The 24,824-nt window shown below is 35.5% G+C and carries 23 protein-coding genes; 17 read left to right on the forward strand and 6 right to left on the reverse strand.

What is annotated here, in order from left to right:
• Positions 1 to 152 precede the first annotated feature (152 nt).
• The gene (locus LNP23_RS08800; protein WP_230004604.1) at positions 153 to 755 is read right to left on the reverse strand and encodes a YceI family protein; all 603 of its coding nucleotides are present in this window, start codon (positions 753 to 755) and stop codon (positions 153 to 155) included.
• A gap of 439 nt (positions 756 to 1,194) precedes the next feature.
• On the opposite strand from LNP23_RS08800, the gene rlmN reads away from it, so the two are divergent.
• Positions 1,195 to 2,238, forward strand: a complete 1,044-nt coding sequence (rlmN, locus tag LNP23_RS08805) for a dual-specificity RNA methyltransferase RlmN (protein WP_047778368.1) — start codon at positions 1,195 to 1,197, stop codon at positions 2,236 to 2,238.
• Positions 2,239 to 2,895: 657 nt separating this feature from the next.
• Positions 2,896 to 3,873: a polyprenyl synthetase family protein gene (locus tag LNP23_RS08810; protein WP_230004605.1), complete on the forward strand. Its 978-nt coding sequence runs from the start codon at positions 2,896 to 2,898 to the stop codon at positions 3,871 to 3,873.
• 42 nt (positions 3,874 to 3,915) lie between these two features.
• On the opposite strand, the gene LNP23_RS08815 is transcribed toward LNP23_RS08810, so the two are convergent.
• A complete protein-coding gene (locus tag LNP23_RS08815; RefSeq protein WP_230004606.1) occupies positions 3,916 to 4,437 on the reverse strand; it encodes a GNAT family N-acetyltransferase in 522 nt (173 codons plus the stop codon).
• Positions 4,438 to 4,775: 338 nt separating this feature from the next.
• On the opposite strand from LNP23_RS08815, the gene LNP23_RS08820 reads away from it, so the two are divergent.
• The 4 genes from LNP23_RS08820 (at position 4,776) to dnaG (ending at position 9,331) form a co-directional block, all read left to right on the forward strand.
• Positions 4,776 to 5,336, forward strand: a complete 561-nt coding sequence (locus LNP23_RS08820; protein WP_230004607.1) for an RNA polymerase sigma factor — start codon at positions 4,776 to 4,778, stop codon at positions 5,334 to 5,336.
• On the forward strand, positions 5,323 to 6,060 hold the full coding sequence (locus tag LNP23_RS08825; protein WP_230004608.1) for a hypothetical protein: 738 nt from the start codon (positions 5,323 to 5,325) through the stop codon (positions 6,058 to 6,060). Before LNP23_RS08820 ends, LNP23_RS08825 begins: the two co-directional genes overlap by 14 nt.
• 78 nt (positions 6,061 to 6,138) lie before the next feature.
• On the forward strand, positions 6,139 to 7,170 hold the full coding sequence (locus tag LNP23_RS08830) for a coiled-coil domain-containing protein (protein ID WP_230004609.1): 1,032 nt from the start codon (positions 6,139 to 6,141) through the stop codon (positions 7,168 to 7,170).
• Positions 7,171 to 7,297: 127 nt separating this feature from the next.
• Entirely contained in the window at positions 7,298 to 9,331 is a 2,034-nt protein-coding gene (gene dnaG, locus LNP23_RS08835; RefSeq protein WP_230004610.1) for a DNA primase, read from the forward strand.
• On the opposite strand, the gene LNP23_RS08840 is transcribed toward dnaG, so the two are convergent.
• Entirely contained in the window at positions 9,328 to 9,957 is a 630-nt protein-coding gene (locus LNP23_RS08840) for a response regulator transcription factor (RefSeq protein WP_026730588.1), read from the reverse strand. The genes dnaG and LNP23_RS08840 overlap by 4 nt on opposite strands.
• Positions 9,958 to 10,049: 92 nt before the next feature.
• Positions 10,050 to 10,856 carry an NAD(+) synthase gene (gene nadE, locus LNP23_RS08845; protein ID WP_230004611.1) on the reverse strand — a complete coding sequence of 269 codons (807 nt, stop codon included), beginning with the start codon at positions 10,854 to 10,856 and terminating at the stop codon, positions 10,050 to 10,052.
• A 99-nt stretch (positions 10,857 to 10,955) separates the two neighbouring features.
• Here nadE and gldB point away from each other — a divergent pair, with 99 nt between their 5' ends.
• Together gldB and gldC are read left to right on the forward strand one after the other, a co-directional pair.
• Positions 10,956 to 11,912 carry a gliding motility lipoprotein GldB gene (gldB, locus tag LNP23_RS08850; RefSeq protein ID WP_230004612.1) on the forward strand — a complete coding sequence of 319 codons (957 nt, stop codon included), beginning with the start codon at positions 10,956 to 10,958 and terminating at the stop codon, positions 11,910 to 11,912.
• On the forward strand, positions 11,912 to 12,247 hold the full coding sequence (gene gldC / locus LNP23_RS08855; RefSeq protein WP_047778376.1) for a gliding motility protein GldC: 336 nt from the start codon (positions 11,912 to 11,914) through the stop codon (positions 12,245 to 12,247). Before gldB ends, gldC begins: the two co-directional genes overlap by 1 nt.
• Positions 12,248 to 13,288: 1,041 nt before the next feature.
• Here gldC and yihA read toward each other — a convergent pair.
• Positions 13,289 to 13,909, reverse strand: coding sequence for a ribosome biogenesis GTP-binding protein YihA/YsxC (gene yihA, locus LNP23_RS08860; RefSeq protein ID WP_047778378.1), 621 nt, complete (start codon positions 13,907 to 13,909; stop codon positions 13,289 to 13,291).
• Between the two features lie 42 nt (positions 13,910 to 13,951).
• Positions 13,952 to 14,716 (reverse strand): alpha/beta fold hydrolase, encoded by a 765-nt coding sequence (locus LNP23_RS08865; protein WP_047778379.1) that lies wholly within the window; start codon positions 14,714 to 14,716, stop codon positions 13,952 to 13,954.
• A 377-nt stretch (positions 14,717 to 15,093) separates the two neighbouring features.
• Here LNP23_RS08865 and LNP23_RS08870 point away from each other — a divergent pair, with 377 nt between their 5' ends.
• The 9 genes from LNP23_RS08870 (at position 15,094) to LNP23_RS08910 (ending at position 24,794) form a co-directional block, all read left to right on the forward strand.
• Positions 15,094 to 15,567 (forward strand): division/cell wall cluster transcriptional repressor MraZ, encoded by a 474-nt coding sequence (locus LNP23_RS08870; protein WP_047778421.1) that lies wholly within the window; start codon positions 15,094 to 15,096, stop codon positions 15,565 to 15,567.
• Positions 15,542 to 16,450, forward strand: coding sequence for a 16S rRNA (cytosine(1402)-N(4))-methyltransferase RsmH (gene rsmH, locus LNP23_RS08875; protein ID WP_205625364.1), 909 nt, complete (start codon positions 15,542 to 15,544; stop codon positions 16,448 to 16,450). Before LNP23_RS08870 ends, rsmH begins: the two co-directional genes overlap by 26 nt.
• A gap of 12 nt (positions 16,451 to 16,462) precedes the next feature.
• Positions 16,463 to 16,810 (forward strand): FtsL-like putative cell division protein, encoded by a 348-nt coding sequence (locus LNP23_RS08880; protein ID WP_047778380.1) that lies wholly within the window; start codon positions 16,463 to 16,465, stop codon positions 16,808 to 16,810.
• A complete protein-coding gene (locus LNP23_RS08885; RefSeq protein ID WP_047778381.1) occupies positions 16,801 to 18,807 on the forward strand; it encodes a penicillin-binding protein in 2,007 nt (668 codons plus the stop codon). Before LNP23_RS08880 ends, LNP23_RS08885 begins: the two co-directional genes overlap by 10 nt.
• On the forward strand, positions 18,804 to 20,267 hold the full coding sequence (locus LNP23_RS08890) for a UDP-N-acetylmuramoyl-L-alanyl-D-glutamate--2,6-diaminopimelate ligase (RefSeq protein ID WP_230004613.1): 1,464 nt from the start codon (positions 18,804 to 18,806) through the stop codon (positions 20,265 to 20,267). The genes LNP23_RS08885 and LNP23_RS08890 overlap by 4 nt, the downstream gene beginning before the upstream one ends.
• Positions 20,268 to 20,341: 74 nt before the next feature.
• Complete coding sequence (mraY, locus tag LNP23_RS08895) at positions 20,342 to 21,571, forward strand: phospho-N-acetylmuramoyl-pentapeptide-transferase (RefSeq protein ID WP_047778383.1); 1,230 nt, start codon at positions 20,342 to 20,344, stop codon at positions 21,569 to 21,571.
• A gap of 102 nt (positions 21,572 to 21,673) precedes the next feature.
• Positions 21,674 to 21,976 (forward strand): four helix bundle protein, encoded by a 303-nt coding sequence (locus LNP23_RS08900; protein WP_230005147.1) that lies wholly within the window; start codon positions 21,674 to 21,676, stop codon positions 21,974 to 21,976.
• 71 nt (positions 21,977 to 22,047) lie between these two features.
• On the forward strand, positions 22,048 to 23,379 hold the full coding sequence (gene murD / locus LNP23_RS08905) for a UDP-N-acetylmuramoyl-L-alanine--D-glutamate ligase (RefSeq protein WP_047778385.1): 1,332 nt from the start codon (positions 22,048 to 22,050) through the stop codon (positions 23,377 to 23,379).
• 95 nt (positions 23,380 to 23,474) lie between these two features.
• Positions 23,475 to 24,794 carry an FtsW/RodA/SpoVE family cell cycle protein gene (locus LNP23_RS08910; RefSeq protein WP_047778387.1) on the forward strand — a complete coding sequence of 440 codons (1,320 nt, stop codon included), beginning with the start codon at positions 23,475 to 23,477 and terminating at the stop codon, positions 24,792 to 24,794.
• Positions 24,795 to 24,824: the final 30 nt, after the last annotated feature.

Genomic DNA, 24,824 nt, shown 5'->3' on the forward strand with positions numbered 1-24,824 from the left:
TCTTTTTACTGAAAGACAATTCTTGTGCCAAAGTTTTAAACTTACTAAAAATTCTATAAAAGCTTTTTTAGATATTGCAATTGATGAGTGGACGAATAGCGTTTCTAATTTGATCTTATGACTGTGCGATAAGCTGTTAAGTGTTTTTGTTGTTATTTCGCTTGTGTCAAATAATCAGAAGTACTTAAATGACCTTCCTGGCTTAGCGTAATGCGAAACATTATAGTTAAGTTTTTCCCGGCTTTAACAATTCCCAGTGCAGCCTGTGGAGGCGCCATTTCAAAATCGGCAAAAGTGATTTGGTTAGACCCCTGTAAAATAATGTTTCCATTAGTGCTCGCTGTACTGATCTGGGTTTTATAGTCTTTACTCACCCCGGCAATGGTGTAAGTTCCAAGTAATACCCAGGTTGTTTCGTTTATCTGAGTGGCTGATTTTAAAACATACTTGATATTTTTATGTGTTTTGGTCTCTAAAGTTTCATAGGCGATTTCATCCATACTTGTTTTAGGGCTTTTTATACTTTCTGCCGGAAGGGTAACGGTTAAGTTGTTAATCTCTGTTAATTTAGAACCTTTAACAGTTAAGTTAGCAATACCGCTTCCTTCCGAAGATTTCATTACCCAGTCGTGTACGGTTGAAGTGCCGGCAACTTCAAAAGCCGATTTGGCCACCAGATAGTTTTTTTGTGCGTTGAGTTGTAAGGATACGATTGTAAAAAGTACGGTCAATAAAATTGATTTAATTGTCTTCATTTTTAATAATGTATTGGTTAGTCTTTTTAAATAAGGAAATCTCTATCTCGATCAGGTTTTGCAGTATTGAAAACGACCCCTTATTTCTTAGATCAAATGTATGGGGAACACCTAAAAACGGGCATGATAAAAGTCATGGTTAAAAAGGTATTAAAGTCCTATACTAATTAACCCGGTATTAGAGGATGTGTTTCTCTTTTCAGTAAGAGTCTTGTTTTTACTGTTTTGAATTGAAATAATCGAATTTTTAAAGAAGTTTCTCTATCGAATTTTAATTGCTTTTTTTGAAGCTTTAAAAAAGAAATACCGCCATTTAAAAGACTTTAGAGATTAGAGAACAATAAAAGTGGAGAGGATCGTAATTTTCTAAAATACGGCTATTTAGGAAGATTGACTTTAAAAAATAGAAAAAAACAACAAAAGTGCTTAAATTTGCACCATGCAAATCGAGAAAAAAGACATACGAGCCTTATCAAAAGATCAATTACGGGATTTTTTTGTCGCCAATAACGACAAAGCCTTCCGTGGCAACCAAGTCTATGAATGGTTATGGAGTAAAGGAGCACACAGTTTTGAGGATATGACCAATGTAGCCAAACCTACAAGGGCCATGTTGGAGAATAATTTTGTAATCAACCACATTAAGGTTGATACTATGCAGCGCAGTAGCGACGGAACCGTAAAAAATGCAGTCCGTTTACATGATGGTTTGGTGGTAGAATCCGTTTTGATTCCTACCGAAACCCGAACAACAGCCTGTGTTTCCAGTCAGGTGGGCTGCAGTTTAGATTGTAATTTTTGTGCCACAGCAAGATTAAAAAGAATGCGAAATCTGGAACCGGGAGAAATCTATGATCAGGTTCTAGCTATTGATAAAGAAAGTCGTTTGTATCACAATCACCCATTGTCGAATATTGTTTTTATGGGAATGGGAGAGCCTTTAATGAATTATAACAATGTCATTAAAGCAATCGATATGATTACCTCTACAGAAGGTCTGGGAATGTCACCAAAACGTATCATGGTTTCGACATCCGGAATTCCGAAAATGATTAAAAAAATGGCCGATGATGATGTGAAATTCAAATTAGCGGTTTCCTTGCATTCAGCTATTGATGAAATTCGCGCGAAGATCATGCCTTTTAGTAAAAATTTCCCGCTGGCAGACTTGCGTGAAGCTTTGGAATATTGGTACAGAAAGACCAAAAACAAAATCTCGTACGAATATGTGGTTTGGAAAGGAATTAACGACGATAAAGCCTCAATTGATGCCCTGGTTAAGTTTTGCAAATATGTACCTTGTAAAGTAAATTTAATTGAATACAACCCAATTGACGATGGAGAATTTCAACAAGCTTCAGAAGAATCTATATTAGCTTATATAAAAGCATTAGAGAATATCGGAGTAGTGGTAAAAGTACGTCGAAGCAGAGGAAAAGATATCGATGCCGCCTGCGGGCAATTGGCAAATAAAGAAGGATAGTTTTTTAATTATACAGCATAAAAAAGCATTAAAGACGAGATTTAGATCTGTTTTTAATGTTTTTTTTTGGCAAAAAAGGTTTTGGTTTTTAGAGTGTATCAGAGATCAAGTTTAAAAGTTGTGGAGAAGTAAAAATCTCGCAAAGTCGCAGAGTCACAAAGTTTAATCGCTGCGTTTGTGCTTTCGATGGAGGAGATGTGGTGAAAGTGAATAGTGTTAATCAATACTAGTTTAGCATTTTATTGAAGCATTAATCGTTACATTGTCAATCGTTAAAGCCCTATTTCCTGCACTTCTGTCCTTTCGACGAAGGAGAAATCACATCCAATATTCTACAAAGATTGGCGATTTTCTTTACGGAATTTCTTGTGTGATTTCTCCTTCGTCGAAATGACAAGCGGGGTGTTTTTTTTGTAAACGGGGTGTTTTTTTTAGATAAATTAAACTTTCAAATTCAATTTTTTACTACTCGACAGGTTTTGTACTTGATCCTCTATCAGAATCAAATCGATTGAGGATTGGTGCTAAAAAAAGATTCTGTTGCAGAATGTTTATCGGTTCGCATCCGTAAACTTTAAAATTAGTGCATAAAATGTTGACATACTAATCTAAAATACGCTACGTTTTTTTATTTAAAATAGTATATTTGGAATCGAAATGAATATTACCTCTCAAATAAAACAGCCCATTTTTAACGAGATGGAACTTTTTGAAAAAAAGTTCCATGAATCGATGACCTCAAAGGTCGCATTACTGAACCGTATTACGTATTATATCGTAAACCGTAAAGGAAAACAAATGCGTCCAATGTTTGTTTTTCTGACTGCAAAAATGGTTTCGGGTGGAATTGTAAACGAAAGAACCTATCGCGGAGCATCGGTAATAGAGCTGATTCATACCGCAACTCTCGTACATGATGATGTGGTGGATGACAGTAATCGTCGTCGTGGGTTTTTCTCGATCAATGCACTTTGGAAAAATAAAATCGCGGTTTTAGTTGGGGATTATTTACTGTCAAAAGGACTACTGCTTTCTATTGATAATGGTGATTTTGATTTGCTCCGAATTATTTCTGTTGCTGTTCGCGAAATGAGCGAGGGAGAATTACTTCAAATCGAAAAAGCCAGAAGACTCGATATTACTGAAGAGGTTTATTACGAAATTATCCGAAAGAAGACGGCGACACTTATTGCTGCTTGTTGTGCACTTGGTGCAAAATCGGTAATCGAAGACGATGCGCAGGTAGAAAACATGCGCAAGTTTGGGGAGCTTATCGGTATGGCTTTTCAAATCAAAGACGATTTATTTGACTATAGCGAAGAAGCCATCGGAAAACCAACCGGAATTGATATTAAAGAACAAAAAATGACTTTGCCTTTAATTCATGTACTCAATAATTGTACACCGCAGGAAAAAAAATGGGTAATTAACTCGATCAAAAACCACAACAAAGACAAGAAAAGGGTTAAAGAAGTGATTGCCTTTGTCAAAGACCATAATGGCTTGACTTATGCCGAAAACAAAATGGTCGAATTCCAGCAGGAAGCACTTTCATTACTTCAAAATTTTGAAGACTCTGAATACAAAGCCGCTTTGACTTTGATGGTGAATTATGTTATTGAGAGAAAGAAATAAATTTTTTCTTTTTGAACAATCATCCATTGGCGTTGCCCTGTATTATTTCAATTGAAGTTTCATCATAATATCGGTTTGTGGATCATTTCCCAAAACAAAAATGTGTTTGTCAAATGCTATAAAACCATTTTTGGTATAGAAACTAAGTGCTCTCTTGTTTTCTTCCCAAACCCCCAACCAAACATAGTCAGCCTCTTTTTGTTTGGCTACCTGAATTGCTTTTTCGTAAAGTAGTTGTCCCACGCTTTGTCCGTGAAATTCTTTCGGCACATAAATTCGTTCAATTTCTACTGCTTTAGTATCCTTTAACTCAGTCTGGGATTCGCCGAAGTTCAGTTTTAAATAGCCAATTATGGCACCGTCAAGAACAGCAAAATAAAATTCGGAGTTCTTGTTGTTGAGTTCATTAGTCAATTTTTCTGTTGAAAAATGTTCGTCTAAATATTGCGTCATGTCTTCTTCAGAGTTGTCTCCCGAAAAAGTTTCAGAAAAAGTTTGTCTTCCAATTTTCTGCAATTGCGCAATATCTTCCAGTGTTACTTTTTGAATGGTGCTATTTTTCATAAAATTTAAAAGTGTTTCTTTTTTGGAATTTTTGTAAATCCATCCCGGTCTTTTCAAGATTGGTACAAGAATCTCATTCAAAAATACCAAATTAAGAAGTAGTTTACAATTTCAGCGTTAACTTTGGAAGTGAATTTTAGTAACAAAGAAAAAATAATTAGCTTTTTTTTAATTTAATAAAAACGCTTATCCCTTTAAAAATAAGCACTGTAAGATTGGAATTTGGAATTTAAAAAGTTTGGAATTTAAATTTCACTATTTCGATGCAACCATTTTACAGCTTCAATCGTCTATGCTAATAGAAGACTATTTCAAAACCAAAACCAGAACGCTTATTAATGAAAATTATTCAGTTACATCAGGAAGAAACCAAAATCATAAAGTTAGCTGTCGAAAACAATCGACAAGCGCAACAGCAGATTTACAGTAGGTTTTCTCCAAAAATGCTGAGTGTCTGCAGACAATATATAAAAGACATTCAGTTGGCGGAAGATGTAATGATAACTGCTTTTATGAAAGTGTTTACCCACCTAAACAAATTTGAGCACAAAGGAAGTTTTGAAGGTTGGATCCGACGGATTATGGTCAACGAATGTATCTCGTATTTAAGAGTTCAGAAAAAAGTAAAATTTGTTGAAGACGAGATTTATATAGAAGAAAGTTTTAATGCCATAGACAGCCAGTTTTCAATAGAGCAAATCCAGTTTTTAATAGACGCTTTGCCAGACGGTTATAAAATGGTTTTCAACTTATATGCGATCGAAGGATACAAACACAATGAAATAGCGAAGATGTTAGGAATTAGTGAAGGAACATCAAAATCGCAATTATCGCACGCTAGAAAAATGCTGCAAACACAAATTAAAATAGTAAAAAAACAAGACAATGGAACCGAATAATTTTGAAAAGGATTTCCGTGAAAAGCTAAACCAACGCAAGATTGAACCAAGCGACAAAGCCTGGGATCGATTAGACGCTATGTTGAATGTTGCGGAGAAAGAGGAGCCTGTAGTTCGATCTCACTCATTTTTGGCTTTGAGGAAAAGAGGTCTGTATATCGCAGCCAGCATTGTCGGTTTTTTATTGGTAGGGACATTCTTTTTTAATCAAAAGAAGAGTGTTGTTGAAACGCCTGTTAAGAATGTTGTTGTTGAGCAAAACAGCCCAAAAGACACAATAGAAAAGCAAAATATACTAAATACTACTTTAGATAAAAAAGAAGTTGTAGTCTCAGAAAAAACGGCAATTCAGAATGCACAGCATTCAAAAAACACAGAGAAAATTTCAAATGAAAAATTAAGTAAAATAACTAAAAACAATGAAAAACAAGTAGCGGAGTCTTCAATCAATAATCAATCATCACAAGCAGTCAATCACCAAATGCCTGCCTCGGAAAAACAAAAAAACGAAGCGGTAGAAGTGCTGTTAAATACAGCAGAAAAAACAATTGTAGCAGAGAATACGGCTAAAACAAAAGCTAAAGTAAAAGTCAATGCCAATGATTTGCTTCAACAGGTCGATGGTGAACTAGAGCTTTCGTTTAGAGAAAAAGTAATCACGAAGGTGAATAAAAATTATCAAACCGTAAAAGGAGCATTAGCAAACCGTAATCAACAGGATTAGTGGTGTTTAAAAGCCATCAATCTAAAATCATCAATCATCATTCATCAATCAAAAATCATCAATCAAAAATCACCAATCATGAAAAATTTTACCCTATACCTCGTTATCCTGGTTTTTTTATTTGTCAGCAAAGTGCTGGGACAGGAAACTTTTGAATCGAAAGCATCAAGTATTGCCAGAAAAATAGAAAGGGTCACCAAAGAACAAAAGAAAATTCTGAAAGAAGAAGTTGAAGCTGTAAACGTTCAATTGTCTGAAGGAAAGATAACACAAGAACAAGCAGACAAACGCAAAAAAGAATTAGCAGAAGCCAGAGCAGTAATCATCGAGGAAAAAGTGACTTTGGCGCAGAACGAACTTAACGATTTAGTACAGCAAAAAGTAGATGGAAAAATCAAAGAACAAGATTCGTCCCGCATTTATATGATTCGTTGGGAAAGAGACAAATGCAATAAAGATTCAATTCGTGGTGAAAAGAGAACAACGTCACAGTTTGTATTTGCGACGGGTCTAAACAACATGATGATTGACGGGAAACTTCAGGATTCGAATTACAGTTTTATAGGTTCACATTTTTATGAATGGGGTTTTACCTATAACACCAGACTGATGAAAAACGATAATTTATTGCATGCTAAATATGGTTTGTCATTAATGTACAACAATATTCGCCCGACAAAAAACCGCAGTTTTGTGGTAGACGGAGATCAGACCAATCTGGAAATCAATGCCGTAAATTTAAGCGAATCCCGCTTTAGAAATGTATATATCGTTTTGCCGGTACACTTAGAATTTGATTTTACCAAACCTCAAGTAAAAGACGGAAAAACCTATTTCAGAACCCATAAAAGTTTCCGATTTGGTGTTGGAGGTTATGCCGGAATTAATGTAAAATCGAAACAGATTCTAAAATTCGAAGAAGAAGATTTAAAATATAAAACAACTATAAAAGGAGATTATAATGTCAATAATTTTATTTACGGATTAAGTTCTTATATCGGATACCGAGATATCAGTTTGTATTTAAAATACGATTTGAATCCGTTGTTTAAGGATAACTTAGTGAAAGAGAATAACATTTCGCTAGGATTACGTTTTGATTTGAATTAAGTATGAGATTACGTTTAGTTAGTCGGAAGGCGTCTCGGAAGGGACGCTTTTTTTGTGCAAAATCAGCAGATTTAAAGATTGATTTATGTACTTTTACTGACTTCAAATTTTTAAAATATATTACATTTTGATTTCACAAAATACAATTGACACCGTTTTTGAAACTGCTCGTGTAGAGGAGGTTATTGGTGATTTTGTCAATTTAAAGCGGGCCGGAAGTAATTTTAAAGGACTGAGTCCTTTCTCAGACGAACGCTCTCCGTCGTTTATGGTGTCGCCCGCAAAAGGAATCTGGAAAGATTTTAGTACCGGAAAAGGAGGGAACTCGGTTAAATTCCTGATGGAACATTCTCAGTTTACCTATCCCGAAGCCATTCGATATCTGGCCAGAAAATACAATATTGAAATTGAAGAAACGGAACAAACGGATGCCGAAAAAGCAATTACAGATGTTCGTGAAAGTATGTATTTGGTTTCAGAATTTGCAAAAGAATATTTTCATAAAACACTTTTAAATTCAGAAGAAGGCAAAGCCATTGGACTTTCATACTTTAAAGAAAGAGGGTTTACCGCCGAAACAATAAAGAAATTTAATTTAGGATATTCACCCGAAACCTGGGATGCCCTGACCAAAGAAGCTTTGGGTAAAGGGTACAAACTGGAATTTCTGGAAAGTACCGGACTGACAATTCCAAGAGAAGACCGGCCTTTTGACCGTTTTAAGGGACGTGTAATGTTTCCTATCGAAAGCATGTCAGGACGTGTTTTGGGGTTTGGAGGACGTATTTTAACGAACGATAAAAAAGCAGCTAAATATCTAAATTCACCCGAAAGTGATATTTACCATAAAAGTAAAGTCCTTTACGGGATTTTTCAGGCCAAACAAGCAATTGCCAAACAAAACAATTGTTATTTGGTTGAAGGCTATACAGACGTAATTCAGTTTAACCAAGCGGGAATAGAGAATGTTGTCGCTTCTTCAGGAACAGCTTTAACACCGGATCAGATTAGATTAATCAATCGTCTGACTAAAAACATTACAGTTCTTTTTGATGGTGATGCGGCGGGATTACGCGCTTCTATTCGTGGAATCGATTTGATTCTGGAGGAAGGAATGAATGTAAGGGTGTGCGGTTTTCCTGATGGGGAAGATCCGGACAGTTTTGCCCGAAAGAATTCGCATGACGCCTTAGTAGCTTATTTAGAAGAAAACAGCAAAGATTTTATACAGTTTAAAGCTTCCATTTTGATGGGTGAAGCTAAAAACGACCCTATAAAAAAAGCTGATTTGATTCGGGATATGGTTACCAGTATTTCTAAGATTCCGGATCGAATTCAGCGTGAAGTGTATACACAGGAATGTGCCAGAATCATGGACATTTCCGAGCAGGTGTTAGTGAGTACGCTTGCACAGCTTACGCAGAAAGAAATTACAGATACCCATAAAAAACAAAAACAGGAACAAAAAGCGTTTGAGGTTCATCGAAACAGTTACCCGCCAGATGATCCGAGGTATTATGATGATCCTACTTTTCCGGGAGACATGGAACAACCTCCACCACCCTCTGAAAAAGTAGATATTCTGTACCGTTTAGAACGAAAAGTAATTGAAATTTTACTGCTTTACGGAGATAAAACAGAGGAATTTGAAGATGTACTTCTGAAAAGTAATGAGGAAGGCGAAATCATTATGGTTTCTGAAAAGAAAGAGTATAAAGTATTCGAGCGTATCTATCTGAGTTTACAGGAAGATGAGGTGGAACTTTCGAATGGATTATTTCAGAATATTTTTACTGATTTGATTGGTTTTTACAATCAGAACAGCAAATTTAGTTTGGAGCAATATTTAATGCGACTACAACCTGAATTTGCGCAAGAAGTAACCGATATTTTGATGGAAGACGAAAAAGTAACGTTGCACAACTGGGAGGGGCAAAATATCTTTGCAAAAGAGAAACATGCCAGTATCGGACAATATGTTACGGAAACAATTATGTCAATGCGTTGGTACTTGGTTGATCGAATTATCGAAGAATTAAAAAGCTCTATACGACCTGAAAATTCAGATAATACAGAGCTTTTGTCAGCTATCGTTGATTACTCAAAATTGGTTAATTCTTTTGCGAAAAAACTAGGAAGAGTAATGTCGCGATACCATTAAATAATTTCTAAAGTCTTAGCCTTATTAACTAAGTCAACCAGATTAGTAACATTTAATTTGGTCAATAATCTTAATTTGTAAGTACTGATCGTTTTTTCGTTCAGATTTAAGATTTTAGAGATTTCGTTGTTTTTCTTACCATCACTTAAGTAACGTAAAACCTCAATTTCACGATTCGAAAGTTTTCTGTAAAGACGTTCGCTTTTGCTTTGTTTAGCAATAAGTGCCATGTTTTTGCGAACAGTTTCGTTGATAATAATTTTTCCTTCGTGTACTTTAATAATAGAAAGACCTAATGTTTCAAGTTTTTCTGTTTTGTGTACATAACCGGAAACTCCTGCTTTAATAGCATTTGGAGCATACATTTGTTCAGCCAGATCGCTGAAAATCACAATTTTTGTCTTTGGGAAATTTTTTAGGATAGATTTTACTTCAAAGATGCTTGAAAGTCCTTCTAATTCTAAGTCCAGAATTAGAATGTCAATCTCCTTCGTTTGAAGAATATCTCTAACCATTGAAAAATTGCCGACATTGGCAACAATTGAAATTTGATCGTGGTCTTTAAAATAAGACTTAACGCCAAAGTGCGTCACAGGATGATTGTCTGCTAGACATACTTTAATCATAATTTTACCTTTTTAGAATTGTTCATGTTTTTTGGAACGGTAAAATTAATAAATAAATTCTGTAATTAATTGATGCTAAATGTTAAAAAGTTTTATTTTAACGTTTTTGGCACTAAACAAACCGGAATTGGATCCATTTTATGCTTGTTGCTGGTGTTTAAACGTTTATAAATTTCAAACACGGTTTTTTCCCTGCCTGTGAAGTCAGCTACCGTATTTCCTGACTCGACGGCTAACATGGCCCATTCGAGTTCGTCATAACTGGCTCCTAATTGGTCTTCATCTGTTCTGTTGTCGCCAAATAACCCATCTGTTGGCGCAGCTGTTAAAATTGACTCCGGAATTGCTAAAAATGCTCCAAGAGCGTAAATATCAGACTTCATTAGGTCGGCAATCGGGCTTAAATCGACTCCGCCGTCGCCATATTTGGTATAAAATCCTACACCAAAGTCCTCAACTTTGTTTCCGGTTCCGGCAACTAAAAGGCCGTAAATTCCTGCTAAATAATATAAAGAAGACATGCGCAAACGAGCACGTGTATTGGCCAATGATAAGTTTACCTTGGCTTCGTCCTCTGTTTGGGGTACAGCACTTTTAAAAGCTTCAAAAGCTGCAGTCAAATCGGTTTGGGTGTTCGAAACGTTTGGGAAACGTTTCTTTAATTGTTCAATATGTTCTCTTCCTCTTGAAACCTGACTTTCTGCCTGATGAATCGGCATTTCAACACATAAAACTTTTAAACCTGTCTGAGCGCATAAGGTAGAAGTAACCGCAGAATCCACTCCGCCCGAAATTCCAATTACAAATCCGTTTACTTTTGCTTTATTAGCGTAATCTTTTAGCCACTCTACGATATAAGTATTTACTTTTTCTGTCTGAATAGTGCTTTTTTTAGTCATAATTAGGTCAAGTTTTAAGATACAGGAGTATATTTGCAGAATTATTTTTAAGTATGAATAATGCTTGAATTCCAGCAACACAAATCTAATTAAAATAAAATGAAAATTTATCGCTTTGTACTGCTTCTGTGCTTGTTTTTTTTGTCTTGTGATCAAAAAAGTAAAGTCGAAAAAGAAGTTGAAGAAATTCCAGTTGATATTAAAGTAGAACGTTTCGATAAAGTGTTTTTTGAAACCAAACCGGAAGATTTAGCCAAAATAAAAAGACAATATCCTTTCTTTTTTCCACCCGGTAATGACGATGCGGTGTGGTTGAAAAAAATGCAGGATCCGATTTGGAGAGAAGTATATACGGAAGTAGAGAAAAAATACTCCAATTTTGAACCGGTAAGAGAAGAGTTTAATGGTTTGTTTCAACACATAAAATATTATTTTCCTGAGGTTAAAACCCCTAAAGTAATTACGGTAATTGCAGAAATGGATTATACGGCCAAAGCAATATATGCGGATAGTCTGGTGATCGTCTCGTTGGAATTGTATTTAGGAAAAGAGCATAAGTTTTATGAGTTTCCAAATTATCTGAAGCAGAATTTTGAAGAAAGACAAATCATGCCGGACGTAGTTTCCAGTTTTGCTTTCAGAAAAATTCCGTCTTCACCGGATCACAGTTTGCTTTCTCAGATGATCTTTGAAGGAAAACAGTTGTATGCAAAAGAGTTACTTTTGCCAAGTTATACAGATGCGGAAAGAATGGGGTATACGCCCGAACAAATAAAATGGTGTGAAGAAAACGAAAGTTATATGTGGCGTTATTTTATAGAAAATGAAATGCTCTACAGTGATGATCCAAAACTAAACACCCGTTTCATTGCACCGGCGCCGTTTTCAAAATTCTTTCTTGAAATCGATAATGATTCACCAGGAAGAGTCGGAGCTTGGATTGGCTGGCAAATGGTGCGCTCTTATATGAAGAATAATAAAGTTACGTTGCCGGAATTATTAAAAACAAATGCAAAAGAAATTTTCGAAAAGTCAAAATATAAACCTAAGAAATAATGTCAGATACAATAAACTCAGAAATTAGATTCAATATAGAATTAGACGAAAACCGTGTTCCGGAAAAATTAACCTGGAGCGCTCAGGACGGTGGAGTACAGGCTGAAGAGGCCAAAGCAATTATGTTGTCAATCTGGGATAGTAAAGCCAAAGAGACCATGCGAATTGATTTATGGACCAAAGATATGCCTGTAGATGAAATGAAAATTTTCTTTCATCAGACTTTGGTCGCGATGTCAGACACCTTTAAACGTGCTACGGACGACGAAAAAATGGCAGATACAATGAAAGATTTCTGTGATTATTTCGCAGAAAAACTAAACCTGACGAAGTAAATTCCAATATCTTAAATCCCAAATTCCAAATCTATGATTGGTATTTGGGATTTTTGCTTATTAGAGTTTGGAATTTAAGATTTGGAATTTGAGATTTCCTTATTGGAATTTGGAATTTAAGATATTGGAATTTTAAGACCATACCTTTGGTTTTAGAGGAAATTTATTGTTAACTTTATATGATATTTCTTTTTTGTAAGTTGTTTTAGAAGGGTAAAATTAACTTGTCGCTGGTATAGTTGACGGTCTAAGAAAATTTTAATAGTATGCTATTTCCATTTATTATAAGCCTTGCAGGATTATTTTTTTTGCTGATAAACGGTATTCTGTTTTTTAGAACACGAAAGGACAAGGGGTTTCTGTATCAAATAATTACAGTTTATTTGATTCTTTTGTTTGTAGAAGAATTATGCTGTAATATTATTGGGTTTTATTCTCCGGGATCTAATTTCTTTCTTTCGCATTATTACTTTCTCTTTCAGTTTATTGCTTTAAGTGTGTTTTTTTATAATTTATTCCGGAATATTATTTTAAAAAGAATAGTGCTTTATTGCTTGATATTGGTCCTAATGATTTTGATAGTACAGTATTATGAGACACCCGGGCTTTATTGGGAGTTTAATTTTCTTGAAATCGAAATGACTTCGATATTGCTGATTATATATGCCTTAATCTTTTTAATAAAGAATTTTAAAAGGGCGAAGCACGAATATTTGTATCTCTGCAATGGGTTGATAATTTATCTGGCCAGCAGTTTGAGCATTTTTCTGAGTGGTAATACCGACTCGGTGATTTTTACGGAACCCTTTATACTTGATTTTTGGTTTTTTAATTCCTTGTTTTATATTTTGTATCAATTTTTAATATTTAAAGAATGGAGATCTTTAAACAATAAAATAAAAGCTTCTGATACAGAATTAATTGATGACTCGGAGGAACTATAAAATAAAAATTCCAAATTCCAAATCCCAAATTCCAATTGTATAGGTTGGAATTTGGGATTTGGAATTTGGAATTTTTTTTATTGGAATTTAGTTTTTTTTAAAAACCCGAGTTGTTTTTGAATACTTCCTGATTTACTTCGTCTATGTAAGATAAGAGTTCTTCTTTTCCGATCGATTCTGTAGAGGAGGTTACGAAATATTGTGGCATTTCGGCCCAGTTGTTGGCGAACATTTGTTTTTTGTAAGCAGCAACGTGAGAGTCAATTTTTACTTTACTGATTTTGTCGGCCTTGGTGAAGATGATGCAAAACGGAATTTCGCTTTCACCCATATACGACATAAACTCAATATCAATTTTTTGAGCTTCGTGACGAATATCAATCAAAACAAAGGCACAAACCAATTGTTCTCTTGTTTCAAAGTAATCCGTAATAAATTGCTGAAAAACCGATTTCGTTTTCTTAGATACTTTAGCGTAACCATAACCTGGTAAATCGACAAGGAACCAATTGTTATTAATCTTAAAGTGATTAATTAATTGTGTTTTTCCAGGTCTTCCGGATGTCTTGGCTAAGTTTTTATGATTGGTAATCATGTTAATCAAGGATGATTTACCAACGTTTGATCTGCCGATAAAAGCGTATTCCGGCAAAAAATCCTGAGGACATTTTGTAACATCAGAATTACTGACAATAAATTCGGCGGTATTAATTTTCATGTTGTTTGGTTTTAAAACCTCTTTTAAGTCGAAAGTTGAGTGCTATAAATTCTTTTTCACAAGCCAATCTTCAAGAAGCGTGTTGAATTCCTGAGGATGTTCCATCATAGCTGCATGTCCACATTTGTCTATCCAATACAAGGTTGAATTAGGCAATAATTTGTCAAATTCTTCGGCCACATTTGGAGGGGTTACAGCATCGTTTTTACCCCAGATGATACAGGTTTCCGTAGTCATTTTTGGTAAATCTTTTGCCATGTTATGACGAATGGCGCTTTTGGCAATGGTAAGTGTTTTGATCAATTTGATGCGGTCGTTTACCGTAGCATACACTTCATCAATTAATTCCGGAGTAGCTATTTTTGGATCGTAAAATACATCTTCAGCTTTCTTTTTGATGTATTCGTAGTCACCTCTTTTTGGGTAACTGTCACCCATGGCACTTTCATAAAGCCCAGAGCTTCCGGTGATTACAAGTCCTTTAACCTTTTCAGGATATAATTTGGTGTGGTAAAGAGCGATATGTCCTCCAAGTGAATTACCTAACAGGATAACTTCTTCAAAACCCTTAAAAGTGATAAAGTCTTTTACGTATTTCGCAAAGCTCTTTACGTTGGTTTTTAAAATACTCTGCGTGTATATTGGCAAATCAGGGATAACAACTTTGTATCCTTTTGTTGGAAAATATTGCGCTACAGCATCAAAGTTACTTAGGCCCCCCATTAAACCATGTAAAATAACGATAGGAGTTCCTTCTCCAGCTTCATAATAGCTGTACTTGCCTTCTTTTTTGTAGTTTTTGTCCATTTAATTTAATGCCAATTTCAATTTGGACAAATATAGGGTTAAATAAATAAATATGGATTTTTGCCAGCCTTTTTTAACTAGATAATTTTTGTCGAATTATTAAGTGGCTAATTACCAGCTTTTAGGGGTGGTTTTGGGGTAGTAGCCAAATTCTGAAATCTTTGCATAATAGTTAGTTTTTTAAGATAAAGACTATGTATTTTTTGTAATTGTTAAACAATAATGTCAGTTAGATATTTTATATATAAAGTATTGATTGTGTAGTGATTAAGCGTAAGGGGGTGAAAGTGGGTAAACTTATTAACAAAGTGGTACAAAGTGGTAGAATGTGGTATTTTTTTTTATATTTTTGCTGTATAACTATAGTGAGTATTTCTTTGAACACAATCGTAGGAACATATGAGTGTAAAGTCGATGCTAAAGGGAGGCTAATGATGCCTGCACCTTTGAAAAAGCAGTTGGCTTCTTCCCTTCAGGACGGGTTTGTCTTGAAGCGCTCTGTTTTTCAACCGTGTTTAGAGTTGTATCCGATGGAAGAGTGGAACTTGATGATGCAAAAAATCAACAAGTTGAATCGTTTCGTAAAAAAGAACAATGATTTCATCAGAAGATTTACTGCAGGAGTTAAAGTGGTAGAAATTGACGCATTGGGGAGGTTACTGGTTCCAAAAGATTTGGTAGCTTTTTCAAGTATTTCTAAAGATGTTGTATTCTCATCGGCGGTTAATATAGTGGAGATTTGGGACAAGGATTTATACGAAAAATCAATAAGCGGCGAAGATATGGATTTTGCAGATCTGGCCGAAGAAGTAATGGGTAATATTAATGACGACGACAATGGAATATCATAATCCGGTTTTGCTTCATCCAACAGTTGATGGTTTAAATATTAAACCTGATGGCATTTATGTGGATGTTACGTTTGGTGGCGGTGGTCATTCAAAAGAAATTTTGAAAAGACTCGGGCCGAACGGAAAATTATTTGCTTTCGATCAGGATGAAGATGCGCTTGCAAATGCATTGCCGGACGAAAGGTTTACCTTAATTAATGAGAACTTTAGATTTATAAAAAGGTTTTTGCGTTTTCATGGTGTTAAAGGAGTAGATGGAATTTTGGCCGATTTAGGAGTTTCGTCCCATCAGTTTGATGTTGCGGAAAGAGGTTTCTCAACTCGTTTTGATGCTGAACTGGATATGAGAATGAGTCAGAAGAATGACTTGAATGCTTATCGAGTGGTAAACGAATATGATGAACAGGACTTGCGTCGTGTTTTTTATGATTACGGTGAATTGAAAAATGCACCCGCAATTGCAAGAACTATTCTTGAAGCAAGAGAAATAGAGCCGATTAAAAATACAGAACAATTGAAATTTGTTTTAGGCAGATTTCTACCGGCACATAAGAGTCATAAGATTTTGGCACAAATGTATCAGGCGATTCGTATTGAGGTCAACCAGGAAATGGATGTTTTGAAAGAGTTTATCGAGCAATCGTTAGAAATTTTAAATCCGGGTGGAAGATTCTCAGTAATATCGTATCACTCCTTAGAAGACAGATTGGTAAAAAGATTTATCAAAAACGGAATGTTTGAGGGAGAACCGGAACGTGATTTTTACGGAAATTTTTCTGTTCCGTTTAAAACAATCGGCAAATTGATTGTTCCTGATGATGCTGAAATTAAAATAAATAACAGAGCAAGAAGCGCAAAATTAAGAATTGCTGAAAAGGTATAATAATAAGGTAAGATGAAAGGTGGAGTATTTAGCATATTAAAAGCAAGGTTTCTTTTAAATGATGATGCAGTAAAAAACTGGAGATTCATCGTTTTTATTATACTGCTTGCCATAATAATGATTGCGAATACGCAGCGATACGAACAAAAGGTTTTTGAGATTGCGAAGCTCAGTAACGATGCAAAAGAATTGCGATCCGAATTTGTAGATCGACGTTCAGAACTAATGAAGTTGAAAATGGAGTCAACGATATCGGATAAAATGCTCGAGAAGCAAATTTTCCCATCAACCGTTCCTCCTGTGAAAATAGAAGTCGAAAAAGAAGAAGAAAAAAGTTTCCTTAAAAGAATATGGCAGTAGACGATAAACATATATCCTACAGAATTTACCTCGTAGCAGTTTTCATCTTTTTGATGGCGATTGCTATTGTCGTTAAATTAACCAATATTCAATGGGTTGAGGGAGATTATTACAGAAAGTTAGCAAAGCAGCGTACCGTTAGGAATTTTGTAATTCCGGCCAATAAAGGAAATATTTATTCGGCAGACGGAAGTTTGCTGGCGACCTCAGTTCCTAATTACGAGATTAGATTTGATGCCAAAACACCAAAGACAGAAACTTTTGAAAAGTATGTAAAAGCATTATCAGATTCATTAGTAACCGTTTTAGGGAAATCCGGCAGCTATTTTGAAAAAGAATTAAGAAAAGCGAGAACCAATAAAAACCGTTATTATTTGGTTGCCCGAAATTTGAGTTATACCGAATATGTAAAAATAAAAGGTTTTCCATTATTCAATTTAGGAGCTTTCAAAGGAGGGATTATTATTGAGCAGGAAACTGTGAGAAAACATCCAATCGGGAAAATTGCAGAAAGAACAATTGGTTACGACAGAATAGATCCGGCAACTGGAATAGAAGTGGGTAAAGGAATTGAGTGGGCCTTTAAAAGTTACCTGAACGGAAAAGACGGTAAAATTTTAAAACAAAAAATTGCAAAAGGACAGTGGAAACCTATTCGTGATGTCAACGAAGTGGATCCTCAGGACGGTTTTGATGTAATCTCGACAATTGATGTTTTTATTCAGGATATCGCGCACCATGCTTTGTTGAAACAGTTAGAGACTTATGAAGCAGATCACGGTTGTGTTGTGGTTATGGAAACTGAAACGGGGCATGTAAAAGCAATTTCCAATTTAGGAAGAGGAGAAGATGGATCGTATTATGAAACGACCAATTATGCTATAGCAGAGTCTCATGAGCCGGGTTCTACTTTTAAACTGGTCGATTTAATGGCGATTTTAGAAGATAAAGTAGCCGATACAAGTACGGTTTACGATACTCATGGCGGAGAAATCAGATATTACGGTCGTGCCGTTCGTGATTCTCATAGAGGAGGTTACGGGAAAATTTCGCTGGCCAGAGGATTTGAGGTTTCATCCAACACGGTAATGGTTCAGGCAGTTTATGACAATTACAAAAACAATCCGTCGAAATTTGTGGATCATATTAAAAATTTCGGATTGCATAAAACATTAGGATTGCATTTTAAAGGAGAAGGAAGAGCAATTATTCCGCATCCCGGAGACAAAAATTGGTCAGGAGTTTCACTTCCGTGGATGGCTTTTGGATATAGTGTTTCGGTTACGCCTATGCAAACTTTGACATTTTACAATTCAGTAGCGAATAATGGTGTAATGGTAAAACCACAGTTTGTTTCCGAAATTAAAGAATGGAACAAAACGATCAAAAAATTTGATGTTGAAGTTATAAATCCAAAAGTATGCTCTGAGGAAACGGTTAAGAAGCTAAAAGCAGTAATGCTTAATGTGGTAAAAAGGGGAACAGGAGCTAAGTTGTACTCCAAAGATTTTTCGATGGCTGGTAAAACAGGAACGGTTCAGGTCAATTATGGTAAAGCAGGAAAAGAGGGAATGTATTATGCGTCTTCTTTTGTGGGTTATTTTCCGGCTGATCACCCTAAATATTCTTGTATAGTGGTCGTTCATAAACCCAATACAGCAAAAAATAATTATTACGGAGCAGATGTAGCAGGGCCGGTTTTTAAACGAATCGCCCAAAAAATATTTACAGATGCCCCTTCAACAAATAAAATCAAAAAACTGGATTCCAGAATTCCAAAACAGGATAACAGTTATAATGAGTATTACGCAAAAGCAGAGAAGAAAGTAAAACAGATTCCTGATTTAAAAGGAATGCCGGGAATGGATGCCATTGCCTTGTTAGAAAACCTGGGTTTGAAAGTAAAGGTTAATGGAGTAGGGAAAGTAAAAAAACAGTCTTTGCAGGCTGGACAAAATATTAGTAAAAACGAAACAATAGTATTAGAATTATCGTGAAAATACTGAAAGACATATTATATAAAGTAGCGATCGAGTCCGTAACAGGTTCGACCGAAATTGCTATACATAAAATTGAGTTTGATTCCAGAAAAATAGAACAAAACGATGTTTTTGTAGCGATTCGCGGATCGTTGTCTAATGGGCATGACTTTATTGAAAAAGCGATTGAATTAGGTGCTATTGCAATTATTTGTGACGAATTACCGGAGCAACTTCAAAAAGGAATTACCTATATAAAAGTAGCTGACACTAATACTGCGTTGGCTTTTATGGCGGCTAATTATTTCGGAGATCCTTCTGAGAAGTTAAAATTAGTAGGGGTAACCGGTACAAATGGAAAAACAACGATTGCTTCCTTATTGTTTCAATTGTTTGAAAAAGCAGGTTTTAAAGTAGGTCTATTGTCAACTGTAAAAATCATGGTTGATCAAACAGAATATAAAGCAACACATACCACTCCGGATTCTATTACCATTAATCATTATTTGAATGAAATGGCAGAAGCAGGAGTGACACATTGTTTTATGGAAGTGAGTTCACATGGGATTCATCAAAAACGAACAGAAGCATTGCATTTTGTGGGCGGGATTTTTACCAATTTGTCACACGATCATTTAGATTATCATCCGACTTTCGCAGAATACAGAGATGTGAAAAAATCGTTTTTTGATTCGTTGCCAAAATCAGCTTTCGCATTGTCTAACATTGACGATAAAAACGGAGCTGTAATGTTGCAAAATACAGTGGCGAGAAAGTTGACTTATGCCTTGAAGTCTTATGCTGATTTTAAAGCACAGATTTTAGAAAGTCAATTGTCCGGTTTGCTGTTAAAAGTAAACGACAATGAAGTTTGGGTAAAGCTAATCGGAACTTTTAATGCCTACAATGTTTTAGCGATTTACGGAACGGCTGTTGAATTGGGTATGGATAGCCTTGAGGCGTTACGCTTACTGTCTGATTTAGAGAGTGTTTCGGGTCGTTTTCAGTACATCGTTTCTGAAACGAATATTACGGCAGTGGTAGATTACGCACATACGCCGGATGCTTTGGAAAATGTTTTAAAAACGATTGATGATATCCGTACTAAAAACGAACAGCTAATAACAGTTGTGGGTTGTGGCGGAAACAGAGACAAAACAAAGAGACCTATTATGGCTAAAATTGCTGCAGATCTTAGTGACAAAGCAATTTTAACATCAGATAATCCAAGAAATGAAGATCCGGAAGTGATTTTGGATGAAATGGAACAAGGAGTTGACGGTCATAATTATAAAAAAATATTAAGGATTACAGATCGTAAGCAAGCTATTAAAACCGCTTGTCAATTGGCACAGCCAAACGATATTATTCTGATTGCAGGAAAAGGGCATGAAACCTATCAGGAGATAAATGGGGTACGTCATCATTTTGACGATATGGAAACTGTAAAAGAAATTTTGGGTCAACTAAACAAATAATAATCAGTTTCAGGATTCGAAAAGACCATTATTGGAATTTGGAATTTTAAAAATTGAATTTTAAAATAAAAGATATGTTATACTATTTATTTGAATATTTAGACAAAACGTTAGATATACCGGGAACGGGAGTTTTTCAGTACATCACTTTCAGATCGGCTTTGGCATTGATGCTTTCATTGCTTTTGTCGACGATTTACGGAAAAAGAATTATTAACTTTTTACGCAATCAGCAAGTGGGAGAAACCGTTCGTGAGTTAGGTCTTGCAGGTCAGAATGAAAAAGCGGGAACTCCGACAATGGGGGGACTTATTATCATTTTTGCAACACTTGTTCCGGTTTTGTTATTTGCACGTTTGCATAATATTTACATCGTATTGCTTATTGTAACAACTCTTTGGATGGGGACAATTGGTTTTGTGGATGATTATATCAAAATATTCAAAAAAGACAAACAAGGTCTTAAAGGAATTTTTAAAGTTATTGGTCAGGTAGGTTTAGGAGTTATTGTAGGAGCGGTTTTGTATTTCAATCCTGCCGTAACAGTACGCACGGATACCGGAAGAACGGACATTTACAAGACTGCAGGTACGACAGTAGTTTTACCAACACCGGTAGAAGAAAAATCAACGGCAACCACCATTCCTTTCGTTAAAAATAATGAGTTTGATTATGCAGAACTTTTAGCGTGGACAGGGGAAGGATATGAAAAATGGGCTTGGTTGATTTTTATTCCGGTAGTTATTTTTATTATCACAGCCGTTTCCAATGGTGCGAATCTGACGGATGGAATAGATGGGCTCGCCGCGGGAACGTCAGCGATTTCGGTGCTCGCTCTCGGAATATTTACGTTTGTTTCGGGAAATATAATTTTTTCAAATTATCTCAATATAATGTATATCCCCAATTCGGGAGAAATGACGGTTTTTATTTCTGCTTTTGTAGGAGCGTTGATCGGATTTCTTTGGTACAATTCGTACCCCGCCTCTGTTTTTATGGGAGATACAGGAAGTTTAACGATTGGTGGAATCATTGCTGTTTTGGCCATCGCAGTTCGCAAAGAATTACTGATTCCTTTATTGTGCGGAATCTTTTTGGTAGAGAATTTCTCAGTGGTTTTACAAGTGAGTTATTTTAAGTTTACCAAAAAGCGTTTCGGTGAAGGTCGCAGGATTTTCCTGATGTCGCCTTTACATCATCACTATCAGAAGAAAGGATATCATGAAAGTAAAATTGTAACCCGATTCTGGATTGTTGCCATCATGTTAGCCATATTATCAATCGTTACTTTAAAACTAAGATAGATTTTAAATTAAAAATTGAGAATTAAAAATTAAAAATTGATGTAGTTGTTGAGGATGAAAGAAAATGTTATTCAGGATAAATAATTTCTTTTTGCAGTACGAATTATCAACTTGTACAAGCATCTGACTGCAGTAAAAAAGGAATTTGTTTTAAGTAAACAAATTTTAAGATGTGGCACTTCGATTGGAGCAAATGTTGAAGAATCAATTGGAGGACGTTCAGATAAAGAGTTTCTGTTTAAGCTTGAAATTTCATATAAAGAAGCAAGAGAAACAATTTATTGGTTAAAATTATTAAAAGCAACAGATTATATCTCTGTAAATGAATTTGAGAGTATTTATGCTGAAGCGGATGAAATTTGTAGAATACTGGCGAAAATTATAATAACCTTAAAAGGAAAATAGTAAATCGATTAAAAGTTGAGATTTTAGAAGATTTTTTAATTTTTAATTTACAATTTTTAATTGTACAGCATATGAGACTAGTAGTTTTAGGTGGAGGAGAAAGTGGTGTAGGTACCGCTATTCTGGGTAAGAAAAAAGGATATGAGGTTTTTGTATCCGATTTCGGAAAGATTAAGGAAAGTTACAAAGAAGTTCTTGTCATTAACGGAATTGCCTGGGAAGAGGAGAAACATACCGAAAACCTGATTTTGAATGCCGATGTGGTCATGAAAAGCCCCGGAATTCCTGAGAAATCACCGATAGTAAAAAAGCTTATCGAAGCAGGAGTTAAGGTAATTTCGGAAATCGAGTTTGCAAAACCTTTTACAGAAGCCTTAACAATTGGGATCACCGGAAGTAACGGAAAGACAACCACGACAATGTTAACCCATCACCTGTTAAAATCAGCTGGTTTAAATGTTGGTTTGGGCGGTAACATCGGAAAAAGCTTTGCCTGGCAGGTAGCCGAAAATAAGTTTGATGCCTATGTGCTCGAATTAAGTAGTTTTCAGCTGGATGGAATTATAGATTACAGGCCGGATATAGCCATAATTACAAATATTAGTCCCGATCATTTAGACCGCTACGAATATAAGTATGAAAATTATATCAATTCGAAGTTTCGAATAACAATGAACCAAACTGAAAGTGATTATCTCATTTACGATGCAGACGACGAGGCAATTGCAGAATGGTTAAAGAACAATACAACAAAAGCAAAATTAATTCCTTTTTCATTGACTAAAAAAGTGGACGAAGGAGCTTCTATAAACAACAACAAAATGGAAATAAAGATTAACCAAGAAGAGTTTACAATGGAGACCGAACACATTGCGTTAGAAGGAAAACATAACATGAAAAACGCAATGGCAGCAAGCTCTGTAGCGAAATTGATGCAAATCAGAAATGCAACGATTCGCGAAAGTTTATCTAATTTTCAAGGTGTTGAACACCGTTTAGAAAAAGTATTGAAAATTCAAAACGTTCAATATATCAACGATTCAAAAGCAACAAATGTAAACGCTACTTTTTTTGCTTTAGACAGTATGAATATTCCAACGGTATGGATTGTTGGTGGAGTTGATAAAGGAAACGATTATAACGAATTGATGTCATTGGTTCGTGAGAAAGTAAAAGCAATTATCTGTTTAGGTATTGACAATAGAAAAATAATAGAAGCGTTTGGTAATGTGGTGGATATCATGGTAGAAGTAAACAACATGAACGATGCCGTAAAAACAGCCCAACGCCTAACAGAAAAAGGGGATGCTGTTTTATTATCTCCGGCTTGCGCAAGTTTCGATTTATTCGAAAGCTACGAAGACAGAGGGAAGCAGTTTAAGCAAGCCGTCCATAACCTGTAAAAGTTTAAAGTTTCAGGTTTCACGTTTCAAGTTCTGAAACGAGAAACCTGAAACCTGAAACCTGAAACAAAAAAACGTTAAACAAAATTTTGATTATGAAAGAACTAGTTAACAAATTAAAAGGAGACAGAGTAATATGGTCATTCGTGGCTTTATTGGCGCTGTTTTCGTTTATGCCTGTTTTTAGTGCAAGTAGTAATCTGGCGTATATTGGTCATGGAACTGGAAATACGTTGGGGTATTTGGTAAAACACTTGGCGCACATTTGCATCGGATTCTTGATTATCTATTGGGTGCACCGAGTACCGTATCATTATTTCAGAGCGATTTCTAAGATAGCGCTTCCGGTAGTTTGGATTTTATTGCTTTATACCTTGTTGAAAGGAACGGTTATTGCCGGTGCCAATGCAAGTCGTTGGATTCAGGTGCCGTTTATCGGAATTACGTTTCAGACATCAACATTAGCCTCTATCGTATTGTTTATATATGTAGCGCGTTATTTGTCTAAAACCAAGGAAGAAGGAGAGCCTTTTCAGGTTTCGTTTGTGCAATTATGGATTCCGGTTTTTATTACGTTAGCCTTGATTTTACCAGCCAACTTTTCGACGACAGCGTTGATTTTTTCAATGGTAATTATGTTGACTTTCATTGGTAAATATCCAATTAAATATATTGCCTTTATTATAGGTTCGGGGATTGCGATGTTGTTGTTTTTCCTTTTGATTGCGAAAGCATTTCCGGATTCAAGATTCTTTAGCAGAGTAGGTACATGGGGAAGTCGTATCGAAAACTTTACGACAGACAAACCCGATGAAGATGACTATCAGATTGAGAAAGCAAAAATCGCAATTGCATCCGGAAGATTAGGCGGTTTAGGCCCCGGTAAAAGTGTTCAGAAAAACTTTTTGCCACAATCTTCTTCCGATTTTATTTATGCAATTGTTGTAGAAGAATACGGTTTGGTGGGCGGAGTTTCCATATTGGTTTTGTACTTGTTGCTGTTGTTCCGATTTGTGATCGCCTCACATAAAGCGACTACCCTATTTGGGAAATTAGTCGTCGTCGGGCTCGGTTTTCCGATGATATTTCAGGCGATGATCAATATGGCGGTAGCGGTTGAATTATTACCTGTGACAGGACAAACACTTCCGTTGATTAGTAGTGGAGGTAGTTCGATCTGGATGACGTGTTTCTCTCTTGGAATTATTATCAGTGTAACAAAGAAAGAGGAAGAAATTGCTGAAGTTCAGGAAGAAAAAGAAAGAAGAAAAGTAGCCTTGCAAAGGTTAATAGATAAACAATTGGCAGAGGAAAATTTGGCTAATGAGGAAAGTGAAGAAATGTATCGCGAAGAGCCAATGTATTCGATAGAAGACAATTCTAAAAATCCAATGAATGCAGTATTAAACAGATAAAATAATTAAAAGAATAGTTTTTAAAACGTT

Origin of the sequence: Flavobacterium cupriresistens (assembly GCF_020911925.1) — a bacterium.
In the GTDB taxonomy this organism is placed as follows: domain Bacteria; phylum Bacteroidota; class Bacteroidia; order Flavobacteriales; family Flavobacteriaceae; genus Flavobacterium; species Flavobacterium cupriresistens.

Excerpts from the sequence above, each read along its gene's own strand:
- LNP23_RS08800 (WP_230004604.1), bottom strand. The coding sequence starts at position 755 with ATGAAGACAATTAAATCAATTTTATTGACCGTACTTTTTACAATCGTA.
- rlmN (WP_047778368.1), top strand. The coding sequence starts at position 1,195 with ATGCAAATCGAGAAAAAAGACATACGAGCCTTATCAAAAGATCAATTA.
- LNP23_RS08810 (WP_230004605.1), top strand. The coding sequence starts at position 2,896 with ATGAATATTACCTCTCAAATAAAACAGCCCATTTTTAACGAGATGGAA.
- LNP23_RS08815 (WP_230004606.1), bottom strand. The coding sequence starts at position 4,437 with ATGAAAAATAGCACCATTCAAAAAGTAACACTGGAAGATATTGCGCAA.
- LNP23_RS08820 (WP_230004607.1), top strand. The coding sequence starts at position 4,776 with ATGAAAATTATTCAGTTACATCAGGAAGAAACCAAAATCATAAAGTTA.
- LNP23_RS08825 (WP_230004608.1), top strand. The coding sequence starts at position 5,323 with ATGGAACCGAATAATTTTGAAAAGGATTTCCGTGAAAAGCTAAACCAA.
- LNP23_RS08830 (WP_230004609.1), top strand. The coding sequence starts at position 6,139 with ATGAAAAATTTTACCCTATACCTCGTTATCCTGGTTTTTTTATTTGTC.
- LNP23_RS08840 (WP_026730588.1), bottom strand. The coding sequence starts at position 9,957 with ATGATTAAAGTATGTCTAGCAGACAATCATCCTGTGACGCACTTTGGC.
- nadE (WP_230004611.1), bottom strand. The coding sequence starts at position 10,856 with ATGACTAAAAAAAGCACTATTCAGACAGAAAAAGTAAATACTTATATC.
- gldB (WP_230004612.1), top strand. The coding sequence starts at position 10,956 with ATGAAAATTTATCGCTTTGTACTGCTTCTGTGCTTGTTTTTTTTGTCT.
- gldC (WP_047778376.1), top strand. The coding sequence starts at position 11,912 with ATGTCAGATACAATAAACTCAGAAATTAGATTCAATATAGAATTAGAC.
- yihA (WP_047778378.1), bottom strand. The coding sequence starts at position 13,909 with ATGAAAATTAATACCGCCGAATTTATTGTCAGTAATTCTGATGTTACA.
- LNP23_RS08865 (WP_047778379.1), bottom strand. The coding sequence starts at position 14,716 with ATGGACAAAAACTACAAAAAAGAAGGCAAGTACAGCTATTATGAAGCT.
- rsmH (WP_205625364.1), top strand. The coding sequence starts at position 15,542 with ATGACGACGACAATGGAATATCATAATCCGGTTTTGCTTCATCCAACA.
- LNP23_RS08880 (WP_047778380.1), top strand. The coding sequence starts at position 16,463 with ATGAAAGGTGGAGTATTTAGCATATTAAAAGCAAGGTTTCTTTTAAAT.
- LNP23_RS08885 (WP_047778381.1), top strand. The coding sequence starts at position 16,801 with ATGGCAGTAGACGATAAACATATATCCTACAGAATTTACCTCGTAGCA.
- mraY (WP_047778383.1), top strand. The coding sequence starts at position 20,342 with ATGTTATACTATTTATTTGAATATTTAGACAAAACGTTAGATATACCG.
- murD (WP_047778385.1), top strand. The coding sequence starts at position 22,048 with ATGAGACTAGTAGTTTTAGGTGGAGGAGAAAGTGGTGTAGGTACCGCT.
- LNP23_RS08910 (WP_047778387.1), top strand. The coding sequence starts at position 23,475 with ATGAAAGAACTAGTTAACAAATTAAAAGGAGACAGAGTAATATGGTCA.